The sequence below is a fragment of the Amycolatopsis sp. NPDC003676 genome (genome assembly GCF_053587275.1).
On the sequence record NZ_JBSFNS010000003.1, the window covers coordinates 149242 to 168792 of the forward strand.

Genomic DNA, 19551 nt, shown 5'->3' on the forward strand with positions numbered 1-19551 from the left:
GATGCTGGGGTGGCTGCATGTTGCGCATAGAGAAGTCCGGGCTGGCGAAGTACGCGATCACCAGGGACGGCCAACTGGTCACCGTGGTCGAAGGCCGGTCCGGAGGACAATTCCGGCTGGACGGCACCAGCTACCGGATCCGCCGTCGGCTCGGCACCTACCAGTTGCTGGCGGCCGACGGGTCGATCGTCGCCAGCGTGCACCGACCGGGCACGCGCCGCTGGAGCGTCGAGAGCGGCAGCGAGGTGCTTCGCTTCCGGCGGACCGCCCGCCACGACCACGCTCGGATCGACGAGGCCGGTGCCGTCTCCGCCAATGCTGCCGACCTGCCCGGCGTCGAACCGCGGCTCCAGGTGTTCGTGCTCGCGACGCTGGCAATGCGTACGCGCCGCCGCCGCGTCGTGGTCGTCGCCGGGAGTTGAGCGGCGACTACGCTGGACAGGTTCGCCCGCCTTCGCTGGAGAGACCTTGTCCGACCGCCGTGCCCTGACCGCCGACTGCGCGAGCTGTTTCGCGCTCTGCTGCGTCGCGCTCACCTTCACCAAATCAGCTGACTTCGCCATCGACAAGCGCGCCGGCGACCCGTGCCCGAACCTGCGGCACGACTTCCGCTGCGGCATCCACGATCAGTTGCGCCCCAAGGGTTTCGCAGGCTGCACCGGGTACGATTGCTTCGGCGCCGGACAACAGGTTTCCCAGGTGACCTTCGGCGGCCGAAGCTGGCGCGAGGCACCCGAAACCCGCAAGCAGATGTTCGCCGCGCTCCCGGTTATGCGGGATCTGCACGAGCTGCTCTGGTATCTCACCGAGGCGCGCTCGCTGGCCGCCACCCGCGAGATCCACGCCGAGTTGGACGCGGCGATCGCCGAAATCGAGCAGGTGACCGCCGGAAACGCGGACACAGTGCTGGCGATCGACGTCGACGCACGCCGCGCCCAGGTGAACCCGCTGCTGGCACGCACCAGCGAACTGGTCCGCGCCGGAGCCGGGCGCAAGAAGGACCGTCGCGGGGCCGACCTGATCGGCGCGAAATTGGCCGGAGCGGACCTGCGCAGCACAAACCTGCGCGGCGCGTATCTGATCGCGGCCAATCTCCGGGGCGCGGACCTGCGCCGTGCCGACCTGATCGGCGCGGATCTGCGCGACGCCGACGTCCGCGGCGCCGACTTCACCGACAGTCTTTTCCTTACCCAGTCCCAAGTGAACGCCGCCCGCGGCGACGCCGCGACCAAGCTGCCTTCACGGCTGACCCGGCCCGAACACTGGTAGTCAGCGCGGCCGGGTAGATCCCACGACCACTCCGCCGAGCCGGGCGATCCAGCTGCCGCACACACAACGCACGTACTCAGTCCGGCTGGCCGCCGACGCGGGAACGACAGCGGAAGCGGGCAGCTCGGCCAGGGGCCAGCTGCAACGGGGGCAACGGTTTTCTTCCATGCCGCCATCGTGCGGTAATGGTTCAGTGCAGTTCAACCCTTACCGGACAAGACCGGACATCTTCCCGGCCGGCCGGGAAGATGTCCGGCTTCGCAGCCGGCCGGTGCGACCGTCGTGCGGCCCGCCGAGGCCGGTCTGCCCGACCGGCGTGCGGGACCGCACGCCGGTGCGATCGCGCTAGCGGGCCTCCGACTGCGCCGGCTCGACGCTCTCCTCGGCCGGCGGCCCGCTGTTCTTCTTGTGCGGCAGCAGCAACGCGGGAATCAGCGCCGCGCCGGTCAGGCCGATGGCCCACCAGAAGGTGCCGCCGAACGCGGCGGCTTTCGCGGCCAGGTCGTGGCCCGGGTTCGCGGAGAACTCGCGTTGCAGGATGACGGTCAGCACGGCGGCCCCGAGCGCGCCGCCGACGAGTTGCAGAATCCGGCTGGCGCTGGTGGCCGGGCCCATCTCGGACTTGCGCAGCTCCGCGTACGTCGCGGTGGTCGCGGCAAGCGGAGCCGCGCCGAGGCCGAGCGCGCCGACGAACTGAGCCACCGCCAGCACGACCAGATCGGCGTCCGGGCCGCCCAGCGCGTAGGGAATGGCGCCGCCCGCGGCCAAGGCCATCCCGGCGATCGCGATGGCCCGTTCCGCTCCGATCCGGTCGATGAACTTCCCGGCGAACAGCGACGCGACGCCGATGCCGACCCCCTGCGGGATGAGCAGCATGCCCGCGGTGAAGACCGAGGCTCCGTGCACCTGCTGGTAGTACAGCGGCAGCAGCAGCGCGGTCCCGAACAACGAGGCTCCGAAGAGGAACAGCACCAGCGTCGACGCGGCGAACGACCGGATCCGGAAGAGCCGGACGTCGATGATGGGCGTCTGCTTGGTGAAGAGCGCGTGGAAGACGTAGGCCGTCACCAGCACGAGGCCCAGGATCAGCGTGGTCAGCACGAGCCAGGACCCGAAATCGCCGGTGCGGCCCACCTCGGACAGCGCGAACACGATGGCGGCGAACCCGACCGACAGCAGTGCGAGGCCGAGCACGTCGAGCCGGGCGGCGCCGCGCTTGCGGTCGTTCGGCATCAGCACCCAGGACAGCACGAGCGCGAGCAGGCACACCGGAATGTTGATGTAGAACGCCCACCGCCAGGACAGCGAGCCGATGACCAGGCCGCCGAGGACGGCGCCGAGCACCGGGGCGAGGCTGCCGGGCACGGCGACGAAGATCATCGCGCGGCCCATCCTGGCCTGGCCCGCCGCGGGGGCGAGGATCGTGCGGACCAGAGGCAGCAGCATGCCGCCGCCGACGCCCTGGACCACGCGGAACGCGATCAAGCTGCCGATCGACCAGGCGAAGCCGCACAGTACCGAGCCGATCATGAACACGACGATCGACACCAGCCACATCCTCTTGGCCCCGAAGCGGTCCACTGTCCAGGAAGTGACCGGGATGATCATCGACATCGCCAGCAGGTAGGCGGTGCTGACCCACTGAACCGTCGCCACGGTCGTGTCGAAAGACGTCTGCAGCGTATTGATCGCGACCGCCACGATCGTCGTGTCCAGCATCGACGCGAACGCGCCGAGCATCAGGACCAAGGCGAGTCGGATCAGGGCCGGGTCAAGCCGATCGCCCGGCGCGGGCCCGCCGGCGGCCTGGCCCCCCTCGTTCGGGGTGCCGCGGGTACCTGTCATGGAAGATCGGTTTCCTCTCGATGCGATTAGACTAGACCGACCAGTTCAGTCTTACTCTAGACTGACCGGTTCCGTCTAGTGGTGCGTTATGCTCGGCCCATGACTCAGCCAGCAGCGGCGCCGCCCGAGGGAAGGTCGGCCGCCAAGTACACGGCGATCCTGCGGGGGGCGACCGAGGTCTTCCTTCGCGAGGGCTACGTGCGAGCCAGCGTCGACGCCATCGCGGCGGCGGCCGGAGTCGGCAAGCAGACCGTCTACGGCCATTTCGGCAACAAGGAACGGCTGTTTCTCGCGGTCGTCGAACGGGTGCGAGCCGAAGCGGCCGGCCCCGGCGTCTGGAGCAACCTGATCGTCGACACCGGAAACCCGCGGGCCGACCTGGAAGCGACCGGCGAGCGGCTCCTGCGGATCCTGCTCGCTCCCGAAGTGGCCGCGTTGCACCGGCTGACCGTCGCGGAACTGACCCATCTGCCGGATCTGCAGCGGCTGTGGCGGGACAGCGACTCCACGCAGACCGCGATCGGCCTGATCGCCGACTACTTGCGCGACCGCGACCGGGCAGGCGATCTGCTGGTCCCGGATCCGGTGCTGTCGGCCCACCAGTTCAGCAACCTGCTCGGCATCGAAGGGCGCACCCGTTCGATGTACGGGGCGCAACCGATCACCGCGGCCGAGCGCGCGACGATCGCCCGCGAGGTCGCCGACCTGATCGTCCGCGCGCACCGGCGGGTCTGAGGCGGGCGCGGGGGCGCCGGCTCGATCGCCGCACCAGCCATCGCCGACCGGCTCCGCCAAGATGGCGATCCAGCGCGAGCCGGATCGAACCGCGGAGGTCCCTATGTCGAAGCAGCGGGTGCCCGTCTTGGTCGCCGGCGCCGGAACCGTCGGTCTCGCCGCCGCCGCTTTCCTCGCCCAGCACGGAGTCAGCCCGCTGGTGGTCGAGCGAAGGACGGGGCTGTCCGACCATCCCAGGGCGAGCAGCATCGGGCCGAGAGCGTGGGAGGCCGTGTTCAGCCTCGGCGTCGGAGCCGAGGCAGAGGCGGCCGCCGAGAAACGCAGCGAGACGCACGGCATGATCAAGGCCAGGACCATCGCCGACGCGGACCCGGCCGAGATCGCCCGGAAACCCAACCAGTCCAAGGCGTTCGCGGATCCGATCAAGGAGTTCACCCCGCGGTCCGACCTCGGCGGCTGCGGCCAGGACCGGCTCGACCGGATCCTGGCGGACGCGTACCGCCGCCATCGCGGGGCCGGCATCCGGTGGCGGACCGAAGTCGTCGAGATCCGCCCGGCCGCCGACCACGTCGAGATCGACCTGCACGACCTTGCCAGCGGCGAGGTGTCCACAGTGGACGCGGAACACGTCGTCGCGGCGGACGGCGCCGACAGCACCGCCCGGACCTGCCTCGGCGTCGGCAGCACCGGACCCGGCCCGGTCGGCGGCTACGTGATCAATGTGCTGTTCCGGGCCGACCTCAGCGATCTGGTCGCCAGCAAGGGATTCTTCTCCCCCGCGTTCATCACGCATCCCGATGCCGCCGGCGGGCTGGTCGCGCTCGGCGGGGACCGCTGGTGCTACCACATCCAGCTCCCCGGCGAGCACGACGACCCGCTCGCCGGCTATTCCGAGCAGCGCTGCCGGGAGATCATCCGCACCGGGCTCGGACGCGCCGGACAGGAGCTGGAAATCCTCTCCCGGCTGCCGTACCGGTTCACCGCGCGGCTGGCGGACCGATTCGCGCAGGGGCGGGTGCACTTTGTCGGCGACGCCGCGCACACGCTGCCCCCGGCGGGCGGCTTCGGGCTGAGCACGGGCCTCTGCGACGCCCACAACCTCGCGTGGAAGCTGGCGATGACCGTGGCCGGCCTCGCGGGGCCGCGCCTGCTGGAGAGCTACCACGCCGAACGGTTCCCGCGCGGCAGGTTCGTCTTCGACCAGGCGATGATCCGGCTGGCCAATCCGGACCTGCACTGGAATCCGGAGAAGGCGACGCCGGAAGCGAGGAAGCGGGTCGGCATGGTCGACCATTCGGTGGCGCACCTATGCGAACTCTGCGATTCGAGCGCCGTGGTCGAGCCGAGGACGACGCCGTTGTCCCCCGACGAGGTCGCCGCCAACCTCGACGGCTCCCCCGGCACCCGGGTTCCGCACGCCTGGGTCGAGCGGCCGACCGGCGCGCGGATGTCGACCGTGGACCTCGCGGGCCCGGAGTTCGCGCTGCTGACCGGTTCGCAGGGGGAACCCTGGCGCGACGCCGAGGCCGGCGCGGCGGCGCTGGGAGTCCGGCTGGCCGTGCACGTCATCGGACCTGACGGTGATCTCGCGGATCCTGCGGGCCGGTGGGCGGCCGGATCCGGGATCAAGCCGGACGGGGCCGTGCTGGTGCGGCCGGACGGCATCATCGGCTGGCGTTCCGTCGCCGCGGCCGAGGACGGGCCCGCCGCCGTTCAACGCGCGCTGCGCCGGATACTGGACTTGCCCGCGGCCGGCTCGTGATGCCGGGAGACCGGCCGCGGGAGATCACCGCGGCCCCTCGACCTCCTCCTTGACCGCGCGCAGGATGTCCGCCGCTTCGGCGCCGAGTTCCGCGCGCAGCCGGCCGCGAGCGACTGCGAGTTCTCGCTTGTTCGCCAGGCGAGTCGCGAACACCACGGTCTGCCGCGCGGTCACCGCGACTCCGTGCGGGAGTTCGGCGAACTGCCATCGGCCGATGTGCTGGGCGACTGTGCTGGGAAGGGCGAGCTGCCGGTACACGATTTCGGGCTCCGGCAACGAGATCCATGCCATCCGCCGGGCGCCCGGATAGCCGCCGCTGTCGTGGACGTCGAGTTCGACCAGGCTGGTTTCCGGGTTTTTCCAGGTCTGCGCCACCCGCTCGACGTGGGCCACCCGGGCGGGCCACTCGCGCACGGCGTCGACGACCTGGCGGGCGGAGGCCGCGGTGCCGCGGATCGTGAGGGAATCCTCGAACGTCAGCGTCAATGCCTCGAACTCGGCACGCCGGGCCGAACGTTCCGCCAACGCGTCCAGTTGCCGCCGGCTCTGCCGGCGCAGGATGCCCAGCACGCGGTCGCGCAGTCCGGCGTCGTCCTCGGCGAGCCGGAAGGACTGCTCGGACCGGATCTCGGTGCGCCGGTCCGCCAGCGGCCGGAAGCTCCAGCGGCCGGTCAGTTTCCCGACCTCGTCGACCGCCTCCTCCTGTTCGAAGCGGACCTCCAGCGAGCCAGGATCGAGTTCGACGCGGGTGGCCCAGGTCCGCACGGTTCCGTCCGGCCGCAGTGCCCAGCACCGGAACCGGGACTTGGCGCCGTCGCGGGCGAGCCATCGCGTGTGCAGGATCCACGGAAACAGCGTCGGCCACGCGGGGATGTCGGCGAACAGGGCGTAGACGACGGCCGCGGGGACGTCGACGGTGCTGCTGATCCTGTTGTGCTGCACGTCTGCGAGCGGCACGGTCGTTTCCTTTCACCAGGTGACTGGGAGCCGGTAAAGGCCGAAGTTCCCGACGTCGTCGAACGGGAGCTCGGCCACCGGGACGGACAGCCGCAGCCCGGTGACGCGCTCGAACAGCCGGCGGCACGCGAGTTCGATCTCCAGCCGTGCCAGATGCTGGCCGAGGCACTGGTGCACGCCGTAGCCGAAAGCGAGGTGGCGGCGCGCGTCGCGGCGGATGTCGAACTCGGCGGGGCGATCGAAGACCCGCTCGTCGTGGTTGGCCGACGCGCTCAGCACGAAGATGCCGTCTCCCGCGTGCACCTCCTGGCCGCAGATTTCGATGTCTTCCAGCGCCATCCGGTCGAAGGCGGCCCAGTCGACGACCGAGTGGAACCGCAGGAGTTCCTCGACCGAGCCGGGCCACAGCCTCGGCTCGGCCCGGAGCGCGGCCAGCTGGCCGGAGTATTCCAGCAGCGTCAGCACCGACATCGCGATCATGGTCGCGGTGGTGACGAATCCCGCCCCGATCAGCATCGCGGCCATGTTGACGACTCCCTGGTGCGACAGGTCGCCCGCGGCCATCCGCTGGGTCACCAGCCGTCCGACGAGGTTGTCGGCCGGCCGCCGTTCGGCCCGCGCCACCAGGTCGTCGAGGTAGTTCTTGAGCTCCAGCCGCGCCGAGGCCGCGGCCTCGGCGGACGTGGTGACGCCGAGCATCCTGGTGGCGCAGTCGAGCAGCGTGCCGCGATCCGCTTCCGGAATGCCGAGCAGTTCGCTGATCACCAGCGACGGCACGGCGCGGGCGAATCCGGCCACCAGATCGGCGGGCGGCCCCGCCGCGAGGACCGCGTCGATCTGCTGGTCCACGACCCGCAGCACCAGCGGACGGAGCGCCCGCACCCGGCGAAGGCTGAACTCGGCGGTCAGCATCCGCCGGTATACGCCGTGTTCCGGCGGGTCCATGTCGGCGAACCGGCCCTCGTGCAGGAGCCGCTGCTGCTCCGGCTCCAGTGCCGCGTCGGACTGTCCCAGCGGGAATCCGGGGCGAGTGCTGTCCGTGCTGATCCGGGCGTCGCTCAACACCCTCCGCGCCGTTGCGTGCCGGGTCGCCAGCCACACCGGAACGCCGGTGGGCAGCTCGGCTCGGATCAGCGACGCTCTCGCACGAAGGTCGGCGTACACGGCGGGCGGTGCGAAGGGACAACGGCCCGGCAGCGGCAACGTCGGGACAGCGTCGTTCTCTGTCATGCGGCACTCCCTTGTGAAAACGGTGGAGAACGCGGTCAGCTGCGCCGGGGCGGCCAGGGGGGAACGGATCGCGCGGCCGGCACACCGCGACGGACCGCCCTCGCCCGGACTCAGCGCGAGGCGAGCCGCCGCCCGGCAGCCCGTCCGGCGTCTTCGCCGGCGGCCGTGCTCATCGTCGAGGGACCGCGCATTCGACGAGGTGCAGGTAGGACGTGATCGGTGCGACGTCGACGGTGGTCAGGCCTGCCTCGTCGATCAACGCCAGCAGCCCCTTCGCGGTGTGCCGTTTGCCGCCGATGTTCAGCATCAGCAGCAAGTCCATGGCGATGGACACGTCCGCGCCGCGGCCGCCGTCCAGCAGATTCTCCACCACCAGGACCCGCGCATCGGGCTCGGCGGCGACGGCGATGTTGCGCAGCAATGCGAGGGTGGCCTCGTCGTTCCACTCAAGCACGTTCTTTACGAGGTACGCGTCGGCCGTCACCGGAATCCCCTCGAGGCAGTCGGCGGCGACCACCTCGGCGCGATCCGAGAACTCGCCCCCGTCGCGCAGGCGGGGATCGGCGTCGGCCACTACGCCGGGAAGGTCGAGCAGCACTCCCCGCAGCGCGGGATGCCGGGCGAGGCACGCCGCCAGCTGATGCCCTTGTCCGCCCGCGACGTCGGCCAGCACCTTCGTCGACGAAAGATCGAGGGCATCGGTCACGGCCCGTACCGAGAGAGCGCTGGCCTGGGACATGGCGCGATCGAAAACGGCCGCGGATTCCGGTGCGTCATCGTGCAGATAGTCGAAGAACTTCTTGCCGTGCACCGCGAAGAGCATCGGCGAGCCGGTGCGGACGGCGCGATCGAGCAACGGCCACAGCTCCCAGGTCCAGGGTTCGGTGCTCCACAGGACGAGGTCCCTCAGGCTGTGCGGCGAATCCGCCCGCAGCAGCCGGGACAACCGGTTGTGCGCGAACCGGTCGTCCTCGGCCTCGGCGAAGACGCCGTGGCACACCAGCGCCCGCAGCAGCCTGCGCAACGAATCGGCGTCGACGCCCAGCGCTTCGGCCAGGACGGCCGCTCCGGCCGGTCGCTCGCCGAGCGCGTCCGCGACGCGGAGCCGGGCAGCGGCCCGCACCGCGGCGGCGCGGGCTCCGCTCAACGCCAGCTCCCGCAGCTGCCTGGCCGCTTCCGCGGTCCCCGCGTCCGGGCCGGTCACGGCCGCGGGCCCGGTTCCGGCTCGGCGAGCTGCTGCGTCACCTCGACGAACGGCCCCGGGTTCACCGTGGCGAGCGCGCCGATCTCGCGCACCGGGATCCGGAACCCGTCGCTGCTGGTGGCCCGCCGGTGCGCGGCGGCGTCGACCCATTCCGCGGTTTCGATGTACACGTCGGGATCGCGGACCGATTGGTAGAGCCGGTGGGAATGCCATCCCTCCTGCTGCCGCATGTGTTCCTTGATCCGGCCGAGCACCCGCTCGAAGGCGGCGCGGTCACCCGTCACGGAATACCGATTGATGAACACGAACACCGTTCACGCTCCTTCCTTCTCGGCCCGGATCCGCTGGTTCAGATCGCGCCGGGACACTTTTCCCGTCGGCGAGCGGGGAATGCTCGCCACCAGGTCGATGGCGGCGAGCTGCTCGTAGTAGGGCACCTGGTCGTTGACGAAGGCACGCAGCAGCTCGACGTCGACGCCGGCGCGCTCGGCGACGACGAGCCCGCGCGCGACTGCGCCGCGGAACGGATCGGGCCGCTCGAGCACGACGCAGTCCCGCACGTCCGGATGGCGCAGCAGGACCGCTTCGATCTGGCTCGGCGAGACCAGCCAGTTGTCGCACTTGAAGACGTCTTTGATCCGGTCGACCACGAACAGGTGTCCGTCGCGGTCGAGGTAGCCGACGTCGCCGGTGGCGAACCAGCCGTCCCGGTCGACGTCCTCGCGCAGGTCCCGGCCGAGGTAGCCGAGCATCAGCTGCGGGCCGTCGACCTGGATCTCGCCTTTCTCGCCGATCGCGACGACCTCGCCGGTCTCGAGGTCGACTATGCGGCAGCGCGCGCCCGGCACCAGGACCCCGGACGAGCCGGGCTTCGGGCGGTCCAGCTCGCCGAGATGGGTGGCAGGCGAGGTCTCGGCGAGACCGAACCCTTGCACCACCGGGACTCCGAAGTGCGCGGACAGGGTTCCGGCCAGCGAAGCGGACAGCGCGGAACCGCCGGAGAGGATCGCCCGCAGAGACGGGACGGCCGCGGACGGCAACCGGGCGTCGACGGCCAGCCTGGCCAGCCGGACCGGAAGGCTGTACAGGTGTGTCGCGCCGGAGCGGGCCGCGGCGCCGACGGCGGCTACCGCGTCGTCACCCGCGTACAGCACATGCCTCGCGGCGACGCCGACGCCGGCGTTCAGATGCATCAGATGGAACGTCGGCAGGTAGTTGAACAGCACCGAATCGCCGTCCAGCTGATGCCCGTGCGCGATCTGCGCCGCGTTCACAGTCAGGTTCCGGTGCGAGAGCCGGACGCCTTTCGGCGCACCGGTCGTGCCGCTGGTGAACTGGATGCAGGCCACCCCGTCCGGATCCGGACGGGCCGGTCGCGCGCCGCCGCCTGGCTCATGGGCGAGCAGATCGCCGAAGGTGCGGGTGCGGCCGTCCCCCGCGCCGGACCGCATCAGCACGACGTGCCGCAGGTCCGGCAGCCGGTCGAGGACGCGCATCAGGCGCGCGTGCGGCACCGGCGGCACAATCGCCATCACGGCGCCGCACATCCGCAGCAAGTTGGCCAGCATTTCCTCGCGCAGCAACGGATTGACGATCGCGACGGTCTTGCCCGACCGGCAGATCCCGTAGAAACCGATCGCGAACAACGGATCGAGCTCGCCGGCGAGGGCCACCACCGTGCCGGTCTCGCCGAGCGCCCTCCGCACGCCCGCGGCCGCGCGGTCGGCCTGGTCGTCGAGTTCCCGGAAGGTGATCCGGGTGTTCGCCGCGGCGAGCGCCACGCGATCCGGGGCGACCTCCGCCGCCCTGCGCACCAGATCGTCGACCCTCGGCCCGCCCGCCAGTTCGGCGAGCACGTCCAGCGGCGGCCCGGTTGCGATGGAAGCGGCCGTGCTCGGCATGAAGGTTCTCCTCGTCGCCCGCGGGGCCGCCGAAACTCCCACGTTCCGCTCAACCGTCGCTGGAGCGGGCTGTTCGAGCGGGGCTCGGTCCCGCGTCGAAAGCCGTCGCGATTCTTCTGGCCATGGCTGAAGCACTCGTGGTCGGTGCGGGACCGGTCGGACTGACCGCGGCGCACGAACTGCTCCGCCGCGGCGTCGCTGTCCGGATCGTCGACCGGGCCGCGGGCCCGGCCCCCACCAGCAGGGCGACCGCGAACCACGCGAGAACCCTGGAGACCTACCACCAGATGGGCGTGCTGGACGACCTGCTCGCGCGGGGGCAGCGCGCCGAGAACTTCACCGTCCACATGCGCGGTCGCGAACTGACCCGGCTGGGCACGGACTACTCCCGGCTGCCCACCCGGTTCCCGTTCACCCTGCAGGTCGACCAGACGACCGTCGAGCAGGTCCTGCGCGATCGCTTGCACGCGTTCGGAAGCGACGTCGAATGGTCGACCGAACTGGTGTCCTTGCGGCAGGAACCGGACCGGGTTTCGGTACGGCTGCGGGGACCGGACGGCACGGCCGAAGACCTGACCACGCCGTGGCTGGTCGGCGCGGACGGCGGGCACAGCACGGTACGCGACCGGCTCGGCCTGCGGCTGTCCGGCGAGTCGTCCGAGCAATGGCTGGTGGCGGACGCGATCGTGCACGCCGACCTGCGCCGGGACAGCCTGCACTGGATGCACACCCGGGCCGGGTCGATTCTCCTGGTGCCGTTCCCCGCGCCCGGCAAGTGGAGGTTGCTGGACACCGCCGACGCCAACCGGAACGACACCGACGAGACGGTGCGCCTGCGGTTCGCGGGCAAAATCTCGCAGGCGCTCGGCACGCCGGTCGAGGTGGATCCGCCGACCTGGGTCTCGGTGTTCACCATCCAGCAACGGATGATCGACCGCATGGGCATCGGGCGGTGTTTCGTCGCGGGCGACGCCGCCCACGTCCACAGCCCCGCGTCCGGGCAGGGCATGAACACCGGAATTCAGGACGCGGTCAACCTCGCCTGGAAACTCGCGGACGTGATCCGCGGCCGGGCCGGAGCCAGGCTGCTGGACAGCTACAGCGCGGAACGGGTCCCGGTCGGCGCGGTCCTGCTCGGCTCGACCAAAACGGCCACCTCGCTGATCGCCTTGCGCGAGGCCGCCGCGCCGGTGCTGCTGCCTGCCGGACTGTGGCTGCTGAACACGCTCGCCCCGGTCAAGCGCGGGGTCGAGCGGAAGATCCTCAAAGGCATGTCCGGACTCGCGCTGCACTACGCAGGCAGCCCGCTCACCCGTGCCGCCGGCGGACGGGCGGGAATCGCGCCCGGGCACCGGGTCGCCTGTTCGGCCGGGACGGAGCGGCGCAGCCGGGGCTGGCAGACATTGTCGGCGGAGCTCACCGACCCGCGCTGGACCCTCGTCGGGTTCGCCGGCGATCCGGCGCTGCCGGCGGCGCTGGCCGAGGTCGACCGACGTTACCGGCAGGCGGTTTCGGTGCGCACCGCGTCGGAGACCGGCCGGCCCGCCGGGCCGCATCCGCTCGCGGATCCCGGCGGCACGCTGCGCGCCGATCTTCTCGGGCCGGCGGGCAACTACGCGCTGATCCGGCCCGACGGCTACCTCGCGGCGCGCGGAACAGCCCGCGAGGCGGCCGAACTCGAATCGCTGCTGCGGGGAATGCACTTGATCCCCGCGACGCCCGGCGAACGCGATGCCCCGGCAGCGGGCTGAAGGAGGCACGCCGATGCGCATGGTCGATCTGTCCACGCCGGTGGACGCCTCCCGCTGGGAACCGAATCCGATCGTGCACGAGATCCTCTCGCCTGCCCAGGGCGCCGTGCACATGGCCGAGGGCATGCGGGAACGGCACCAGCTGGACTTCGATCCCGCCGTGCTTCCCGACCGCGAACTGCTGTCGCTGGACACCATGACCCTCACCACCCACACCGGCACGCACGTGGACGCCCCGTCCCACTACGGCACGAAGGCGACGTACGGCCGGGCACGCCACATCGACGAACTGCCGCTGGAATGGTTCTTCGGGCCCGGAATCGTGCTCGACCTCACCGGCGCTCCAGCGGGCGCCGTCGGCTCCGGCGCGCTGAACCGCGAGTTCGAGCGGATCGGCCGGGCTCCCCGGCAGCGGGAGATCGTGCTGCTCAACACCGGAGCGGACCGGCTGGCCGGCACTCCCGCGTATTTCACCGATTTCGCCGGTATCGACGGCTCCGCCGCGAAACTGCTGCTCGACCTCGGCGTACTGGTGATCGGCACGGACGCGTTCAGCCTGGACGCGCCGTTCCCGCACATGATCGCGGAATACCGGCGCACCGGCGACACCGGCGTGCTGTGGCCCGCGCACTTCCTCGGCCGTTCTCGCGAATACTGCCAGATAGAACGCTTGTCGAACCTGGACCGCCTGCCCAGCACCGGTTTCACCGTGTCGTGCTTCCCGGTGAAGATCGCGGGCGCGGGAGCGGGCTGGACCCGGGCTGTCGCGCTGCTGGACGAGCCTTGACGCTCGGGAGACCGCCGCCTCACGGCAGATCGTCCCGGGTCACCACCCGCGTGGCGACCCGGAGTTCGCCCTCTTCGCGAACCAGGACGTCCCGGCACACGCACACCCGGTGCAAACGCGAGCCTTCGCCGCGGCTCGACGCGAAAACCAAGGCATAGCACCGCACATCGAGCCCGCCGTCCGGACGGACCCGCACGTCGATCATTCCGTGCCAGTGCCGGTGCCGCTCGCCGGCGTCCTGGAGCTTGCGGACCGAGGCGGCCAGCGCCTCGGCTATCGCGGCACGCCCCACGACCGGATCCGGCGCGGTCGGCACCGTGAACGAGCCGGACCGGCTGAAAGTGGCCGCCCACTCGTCGGTGGCCCCGGAATCCAGCAGATGCATGTGCCGCGCGTAGAACTGCTGAACCTCGGAATAGGTGTGCCCGGAGCAAATACCGTTGCCGGACTCGTCGATATCCGCGGACATGGCCGTCTCCTGACCTGGGGCGAACGAAAAACGACGCCGCGCACTGTGCCTTGGCCCGGTCGAAATCCGGTGGTGCGCGAAGCCCTTCCGGCGCGCTCCGGCAATTCTCGAGAGCGCCGCGGAATCTCTTCCATGCGAAAGCCGACGCCCAGCGCACGCAACGGAGGACTCGAGCCCATGTCGCAGACGTACAGCATTGCCGAGCAGAGCGTGGTGGCCGCTCCCCCGTCAACTGCCCGCGAGGTGGCGCTCGATGTGGCGAGGTGGCCGCAAATTCACCCGAGTGCGGTGCACGTCGAATGCCTGGAACGAACGGAGAACTCGGATCTGCTGCAATACTGGTCGGTGCTCGACGAACACACTGTGCGAACCTGGCGCGCGCGGCGGCGGGTGGCGGATTTCCAGGTGCGGTTCGCCCAGGAACCTCCCGAGGCTCCGTTCGCGTCGGCCGCCGGCGGCTGGAGTTTCGAGCCGGTCAACGGCGGGGAAACCCTGGTCACCAGATTCGAGGAGTTCATGCTTCGCGACGATGCCCGGATCACTGCCGACGAGGCACGGGAAAACGTGCTGAAGGACTGCCGAGAAGATCTCGCCGCGCTGCGGTACGCGGCGGAAGACCGCGACGCCCTCGAACAGCTGACTGTTTCGTTCGAGGACCCGTTGTTCATCGTCGGCGCCGTCAAAGACGCCTACGACTACCTCTACGAAGCCGAGAAATGGCCGGCTCGCCTGCCGCACGTCACCCGGCTCGTGCTGGACGAAGAGGTCCCGAATATCCAGTTCTTCGACATGGACACCGTTTCGGCCGACAACTCCCGGCACACCACCAGGTCGGTGCGAATCTGCTTGCCCCAGCACAAGATCGTGTACAAGCAGCTGCAACCGCCCAAGACCATGGACGCGCACACCGGGCATTGGGAGTTCGCCGAGGCTCCGGAGGGCCTGGTGGCCACCGCACGGCACACCGCGACCATCAAGCCGAGCGGCCTGCACCTCTTCGGAGACGGAACGACGGTCGAGCACGCCCGCCGCTGCCTGCGGCGAGTCCTGAGCGCAAACAGCATGGAAAACCTGAGGCTCGCGAAGGCTTACGCGGAGGCCAGGGCAGGATTCTGAACGGAGACGTCCGCCTCGCGCCGGCTTTGGCCGCCGGGGCGGACCGAGGGGGGTTCATGACTCTGGGGGATCGAGCGTCGCGCGGGGCCGACGCGGCGGTGCTGCCGGAAGACAGCGAGCGGCGGCCGGTCCGCTGGCAGGATCCTCCCGAAGACGCCGATCCGTTCGCCGTCGTCGTCGTGCCGATCAGTTCCCTGCTGCCGGGGGATTCGCCCCGGATCGGCGGAGAGGACGCCGAGCACGTCCGGATACTCGCGTCGGCGGACTTCGAACAGCTTCCCCCTGTCCTGGTCCACCGCCCCACGATGCGGGTGATCGACGGCATGCACCGAGTACAGGCCGCGAAACTCCGCGGCGAGGAGACCGTCGCCGTGCGGTTCTTCAACGGCAGCGCGGACAGCGCGTTCGTGGAGGCCGTCCGCGCCAACGTCGCCCACGGCCTGCCCCTGTCCCTGGCAGACCGCGAGGCCGCCGCGGTGCGCATTCTGGAAGCCCATCCGGATTGGTCGGATCGGGCGGTCGCGAAGATCTCCGGGCTGGCCGACACGACCGTCAGCGGGATCCGCAAGCGTTCAAGTTCCACGGTGCCGCAGTTGAACACGCGAGTGGGCGCCGACGGCCGGGTCCGCCCTCTCAACAGCGCCGAGGGACGGCGAGCGGCGGGACGGATCATCGACGCGTGTCCCGAGACGCCGCTGCGCCAGGTGGCCCGCGAGTCAGGGGTCTCCCTCGGCACCGCCCGGGACGTGCGGGAGCGGTTGCGCCGGGGCGAAGACCCGGTTCCGGAAAGGGCCCGGCGGCAGCCGCCGCCGAGCCGGCCTCTCCCGGCCCAGCGGTCCGCGGCCGACGGCATGGACAGCGCGACCGACGCCGGCCTGGACACCGCCCTGCGGAATCTGCGCAACGACCCGGCCATCCGGTACACCGAGTCCGGTCGGGCGCTGTTGCAGTGGCTCGGCGTCCGCCGGCTCCGGGCCGAAGGCGTCCGGGACCTCGTCCAGACGGTTCCCTCCTACTGGACCAACGCGCTGGCCGACCTCGCGCGGGAGTGCGCCGGAAAATGGCAGCAGATAGCGGAAGTGCTGGACGGCGACGACGCCGGAGACAATTAGCGATCGGCTCGCTTCATCGGCTCGAACATTGAGCACTGCCGAGTCAATGGTTGCCACTCGGCGCGGGCGCCCCTAGCCTGGAAAATGCGGGTAGAGCAATTTTCGATATTGATCGATATTGGTGTCTCATTGCTTTTTCCAGTGCGGCCCGAGCCATTCGCGCGCCGTCACGGACCGGCTGATCCGCATCCACAGACCGCGCTCAGAAGGGATGAATGGTGACCGGCTACACGAGGCGGTGCCGCGTGGACATTGTCCAGCAGGGCGTATGGGACATGCCCCTGGAGTCAATGCCGCTCGCCGCGGGCTACATGAAGGCTGCCATCGACAGCGATTCCGGGCTGGCCGGCGAGGTCGACTGCCGGATCAGGAACTTCCGAGGAGGCGCCAGCACCGACGCGATCTGCACCGCCCTGTTCCAGGACGACGTGCCGGACGTGCTCGCCTTTTCCGTCTTCGGCTGGAACTTCCAATCGTTCGGGATCCTCGCCGAAACGTTCAAGCAGCTGAACCCCGGAGGCATGGTGGTCTTCGGCGGAACGCACGTCGCGAACCAAGGAAACCGGGTCTTCCGGCTGTTCCCCTCGGTCGACGTGGTGGTCAACGGGGAAGGCGACTTCGTACTGCGGGATCTGGTCGCCGCCTGGCTGGCATCGGAGGACCGGGCCGGATTCGGCGGGGTTCCGGGAATCGCTTTCCGCTCCCCCGAAGGCAGCCTGGTCGAAACGTCCGCGACGGAGCGGATCAGCGACCTCGACACGATCCCGTCGCCGTTCCTGACCGGTGCGATCGAGATGGCCGACCACACCGGCCGGTTCAGGTACGACGTTTCGCTGATGGAGACGAACCGCGGGTGTCCGTACCGGTGCTCGTTCTGCTACTGGGGCGGCGCGATCGGGCAGAAGTTCCGGTGCTTCTCCCGGGAACGGCTGCGGGAGGAGCTGGCTTTCCTCGCGCACTGGAAGGTCGACACGATCGCGCTGTGCGACTCGAACTTCGGCATGCAGGAAGCCGACGAGAACTTCCTCGAGGACTTCATCGCGACGAGGTCGAAGCACGGCTTTCCCCGGCACCTGATCACCTCGTGGACCAAGAACAAGTCCAAGCGGTTCTACCGGATCGTCGACCGGATGCGGGAGGTCGGCATCAAGGGCTCGTTCACCCTCGCGCTCCAGACGCTGGACGAGTACGCGCTGGACGAGATGAAGCGCAAGAACATGAAGATCAACGAATGGAGCGGGCTCTCGACCTGGCTCAGCGAACGCGGCATGGAGGCGTACGCCGAGCTGATCTGGGGCGCGCCGGGCGAAACCGTCGAATCGTTCCTGCGCGGGTACGACTACCTCGCCGAACACGTGGCGAGCATCGCGACCTATCCCCTGGTGATCCTGCCGAACACCGACTACTCGCACCGGCGGGACGAACTCGGGCTGGTCACCGTGCGCGGCGACCGCGACGACTTCGAATACGTGCTGGCGCACAAGAGCATGTCGCTCCAGGACAACCTGCGGATGCACAAGTTCCTGTTCTGGTCGCGGATGCTGACCGAGTACATGCTGTTCCGGCACATCTGGGTGCCGCTGGTCCGGCTGGCGGGAATCACCCAGTCCGCGGTGATCCTGAGCGTCGCGGACTGGTTCGAACGGTCCAGCTCCGCGGAAGCCGCCGAACTCGGCCCCCGGCCCGGGCTGTTCGACTTCAAGCAGCTCTACGAGTCGCTGCACCGGATGTACGCCCAGCCAGGCCTGACCGAGCTGTTCCGGCAGTGGTGGACCGAGGAGATCCAGCCCCGGCTCGACGACCGGGTCCGGCCGTTCCTCGACGAGCTGTTCCGCTACGACCTGCTGACCCGGCCGCTCTACGTGGCGCCTGGCTCCGAATCCGACCTCCCGGTCGACGAGATCGGCTACACCGAGTACTACCGCGTCGAGAACGAGGAGTTCGGATACGACATCCCGGCGACGGTCGCGGCCGTCCGGCGGGGCGACGCCCTGCCCGAGCCCGGCCGGTGGAGCGAACCGCTCTACTACCGCACCGGCTTCTGCAATCACATGTTCAGCAGCGAGGAGGTGTCGCGCTACTGCGGCATCCCGGACGCGACGCTGCGGGCAGACCTGGATCTCGCGGGATCTCCCCCGCCGGAGAACAGCAGCGAACCCCGGCCTCCCGTGCTGGAACTGCCCGAACTGAGCCTGGAGGTGACGGGGAGGACCGCGGAGTGAGCGCACGGGATCCGGCGCGAGAGGACGGGCGGCGCCGGGTTCGCCAGGCGCCGCCCGTCCTCTCGCGCGACGAATCGCTACCTGCCGGTCCTCTCCGGCACCTGGTCCTCGAGCAGGCTGTCGCGCAGTCGGCGCAACCGCAGGGACGGTTCGAGGCCGAGCTCGGTGCGCAGAACCTCTTGCAGCGAGCGAAAAGCGTCGAGTGCCTCGCTGCGTCTGCCGCTGTCGTGCAGTGCCGTGATGAGCTCGCCGTGGAAGGTTTCGTTGAGCGGATAGATCGTGACGAGCCGCCGCAGCTCCGGAAGCAGGTCCAGTGTCCGGCCGAGCTTGCGGTCGGCTTCGATGCGCAGGCTGAGCGCTCTGATGCGCAGTTCTTCGAGACCGCTGACGCCCGCTTCGAGGCGGCGGCCGCCGACCACGTCCGCGAGCGCCGGGCCCCGCCACAGGCTGAGCGCGCTGCGGATTTTGGCCGACGATTCCTCGAGACGTCCCGAACCGAGGAGTTCCTGCCCCTGCCGCACGAGGGATTCGAACACGCTGGCGTCGAGCAGCTCTTCGTTCATCCGCAACCGGTAGCCGTTGGCTCCGGTGACGATGTAGTGCTCGCCGGCCCCCGGCCCGGCGAGGCTGTCGAAATTCTTGCGCAGTTGGTAGACGTAGGTCTGCAGGGTGGTGAGCGCGGTCTTCGGCGGGTTGTCGCCCCACAGCTCGTCGAAGAACGCCCCGGTGTCGATTACTTGATTGGGTCGTATGACGAACAACGCCAGCGTCGACCTTACTTTTGCCGCGGTCGGCGTCCAGCAGTAGCCGTTGTATATCACCTCGAGCGACCCCAGGATATTGAATCTCATAGGTTCCCCAACCCGACGAATTCAGCGAGCGCAGCCACTAGGCGTTCGATCATGTCTCAGCGATCACGGGTTGTAAAGAAAACAGGCGGACATGCCGATATGGCCGTAGGGAAGCGGCATCCGGCGGAGACGCATTCGTCCGATCCGCTGAACGACCGACGGCGAGGCTGAAACCGGGATCGACACTTCAGCGTTTCTGCTGGATTAGATAGCATTTCCTAATGAGATTTCCGGCCGGGAGCCGGAAATCGGATTCGCCCGACCGGCCGGGGTGTCCGGGCCGGTGAACCCGCTGTCGCCTCGACGTTCCGGCCGAACGGGAGCTATCGTCGGGCATATC

At 69.8% G+C, this 19551-nt stretch carries 17 protein-coding genes; 9 read left to right on the forward strand and 8 right to left on the reverse strand.

Annotated elements, in window-relative coordinates:
• Positions 1 to 17: 17 nt before the first annotated feature.
• Both ACWDNU_RS02980 and ACWDNU_RS02985 read left to right on the forward strand, forming a co-directional pair.
• Complete coding sequence (locus ACWDNU_RS02980) at positions 18 to 422, forward strand: hypothetical protein (protein ID WP_449667509.1); 405 nt, start codon at positions 18 to 20, stop codon at positions 420 to 422.
• Positions 423 to 468: 46 nt separating this feature from the next.
• Positions 469 to 1269 (forward strand): pentapeptide repeat-containing protein, encoded by an 801-nt coding sequence (locus ACWDNU_RS02985; protein WP_449667510.1) that lies wholly within the window; start codon positions 469 to 471, stop codon positions 1267 to 1269.
• A gap of 345 nt (positions 1270 to 1614) precedes the next feature.
• On the opposite strand, the gene ACWDNU_RS02990 is transcribed toward ACWDNU_RS02985, so the two are convergent.
• The gene (locus ACWDNU_RS02990; protein ID WP_449667511.1) at positions 1615 to 3114 is read right to left on the reverse strand and encodes a DHA2 family efflux MFS transporter permease subunit; all 1500 of its coding nucleotides are present in this window, start codon (positions 3112 to 3114) and stop codon (positions 1615 to 1617) included.
• Between the two features lie 99 nt (positions 3115 to 3213).
• Between ACWDNU_RS02990 and ACWDNU_RS02995 the strand changes: the two genes are divergently transcribed.
• Positions 3214 to 3849 (forward strand): TetR/AcrR family transcriptional regulator, encoded by a 636-nt coding sequence (locus ACWDNU_RS02995; RefSeq protein WP_449667512.1) that lies wholly within the window; start codon positions 3214 to 3216, stop codon positions 3847 to 3849.
• Between the two features lie 103 nt (positions 3850 to 3952).
• The gene (locus ACWDNU_RS03000; protein WP_449667513.1) at positions 3953 to 5611 is read left to right on the forward strand and encodes an FAD-dependent monooxygenase; all 1659 of its coding nucleotides are present in this window, start codon (positions 3953 to 3955) and stop codon (positions 5609 to 5611) included.
• Positions 5612 to 5635: 24 nt separating this feature from the next.
• Here ACWDNU_RS03000 and ACWDNU_RS03005 read toward each other — a convergent pair whose 3' ends face one another.
• The 5 genes from ACWDNU_RS03005 to ACWDNU_RS03025 all read right to left on the reverse strand — a co-directional run bounded on the left by ACWDNU_RS03005 (position 5636) and on the right by ACWDNU_RS03025 (position 10903).
• Entirely contained in the window at positions 5636 to 6568 is a 933-nt protein-coding gene (locus ACWDNU_RS03005) for an SRPBCC family protein (protein WP_449667514.1), read from the reverse strand.
• A gap of 12 nt (positions 6569 to 6580) precedes the next feature.
• Positions 6581 to 7798 (reverse strand): cytochrome P450, encoded by a 1218-nt coding sequence (locus ACWDNU_RS03010; RefSeq protein ID WP_449667515.1) that lies wholly within the window; start codon positions 7796 to 7798, stop codon positions 6581 to 6583.
• Positions 7799 to 7967: 169 nt separating this feature from the next.
• Entirely contained in the window at positions 7968 to 9002 is a 1035-nt protein-coding gene (locus tag ACWDNU_RS03015; RefSeq protein ID WP_449667516.1) for a methyltransferase, read from the reverse strand.
• Entirely contained in the window at positions 8999 to 9313 is a 315-nt protein-coding gene (locus tag ACWDNU_RS03020) for an antibiotic biosynthesis monooxygenase family protein (RefSeq protein ID WP_449667517.1), read from the reverse strand. The genes ACWDNU_RS03015 and ACWDNU_RS03020 overlap by 4 nt, the downstream gene beginning before the upstream one ends.
• Positions 9314 to 9316: 3 nt before the next feature.
• Positions 9317 to 10903 (reverse strand): AMP-binding protein, encoded by a 1587-nt coding sequence (locus ACWDNU_RS03025; protein ID WP_449667518.1) that lies wholly within the window; start codon positions 10901 to 10903, stop codon positions 9317 to 9319.
• A 122-nt stretch (positions 10904 to 11025) separates the two neighbouring features.
• Between ACWDNU_RS03025 and ACWDNU_RS03030 the strand changes: the two genes are divergently transcribed.
• Both ACWDNU_RS03030 and ACWDNU_RS03035 read left to right on the forward strand, forming a co-directional pair.
• Entirely contained in the window at positions 11026 to 12654 is a 1629-nt protein-coding gene (locus ACWDNU_RS03030) for an FAD-dependent oxidoreductase (RefSeq protein WP_449667519.1), read from the forward strand.
• A 13-nt stretch (positions 12655 to 12667) separates the two neighbouring features.
• Positions 12668 to 13441, forward strand: a complete 774-nt coding sequence (locus tag ACWDNU_RS03035) for a cyclase family protein (RefSeq protein WP_449667520.1) — start codon at positions 12668 to 12670, stop codon at positions 13439 to 13441.
• Between the two features lie 19 nt (positions 13442 to 13460).
• On the opposite strand, the gene ACWDNU_RS03040 is transcribed toward ACWDNU_RS03035, so the two are convergent.
• Positions 13461 to 13910: a nuclear transport factor 2 family protein gene (locus ACWDNU_RS03040; protein ID WP_449667521.1), complete on the reverse strand. Its 450-nt coding sequence runs from the start codon at positions 13908 to 13910 to the stop codon at positions 13461 to 13463.
• 177 nt (positions 13911 to 14087) lie between these two features.
• Between ACWDNU_RS03040 and ACWDNU_RS03045 the strand changes: the two genes are divergently transcribed.
• The 3 genes from ACWDNU_RS03045 to ACWDNU_RS03055 all read left to right on the forward strand — a co-directional run bounded on the left by ACWDNU_RS03045 (position 14088) and on the right by ACWDNU_RS03055 (position 18360).
• Positions 14088 to 15026, forward strand: a complete 939-nt coding sequence (locus ACWDNU_RS03045; protein ID WP_449667522.1) for an aromatase/cyclase — start codon at positions 14088 to 14090, stop codon at positions 15024 to 15026.
• Between the two features lie 56 nt (positions 15027 to 15082).
• Positions 15083 to 16138, forward strand: a complete 1056-nt coding sequence (locus ACWDNU_RS03050; protein WP_449667523.1) for a ParB/RepB/Spo0J family partition protein — start codon at positions 15083 to 15085, stop codon at positions 16136 to 16138.
• 245 nt (positions 16139 to 16383) lie between these two features.
• Positions 16384 to 18360 carry a KedN5 family methylcobalamin-dependent radical SAM C-methyltransferase gene (locus tag ACWDNU_RS03055; protein ID WP_449667524.1) on the forward strand — a complete coding sequence of 659 codons (1977 nt, stop codon included), beginning with the start codon at positions 16384 to 16386 and terminating at the stop codon, positions 18358 to 18360.
• 77 nt (positions 18361 to 18437) lie between these two features.
• On the opposite strand, the gene ACWDNU_RS03060 is transcribed toward ACWDNU_RS03055, so the two are convergent.
• Positions 18438 to 19211 carry an AfsR/SARP family transcriptional regulator gene (locus ACWDNU_RS03060; RefSeq protein WP_449667525.1) on the reverse strand — a complete coding sequence of 258 codons (774 nt, stop codon included), beginning with the start codon at positions 19209 to 19211 and terminating at the stop codon, positions 18438 to 18440.
• Positions 19212 to 19551: the final 340 nt, after the last annotated feature.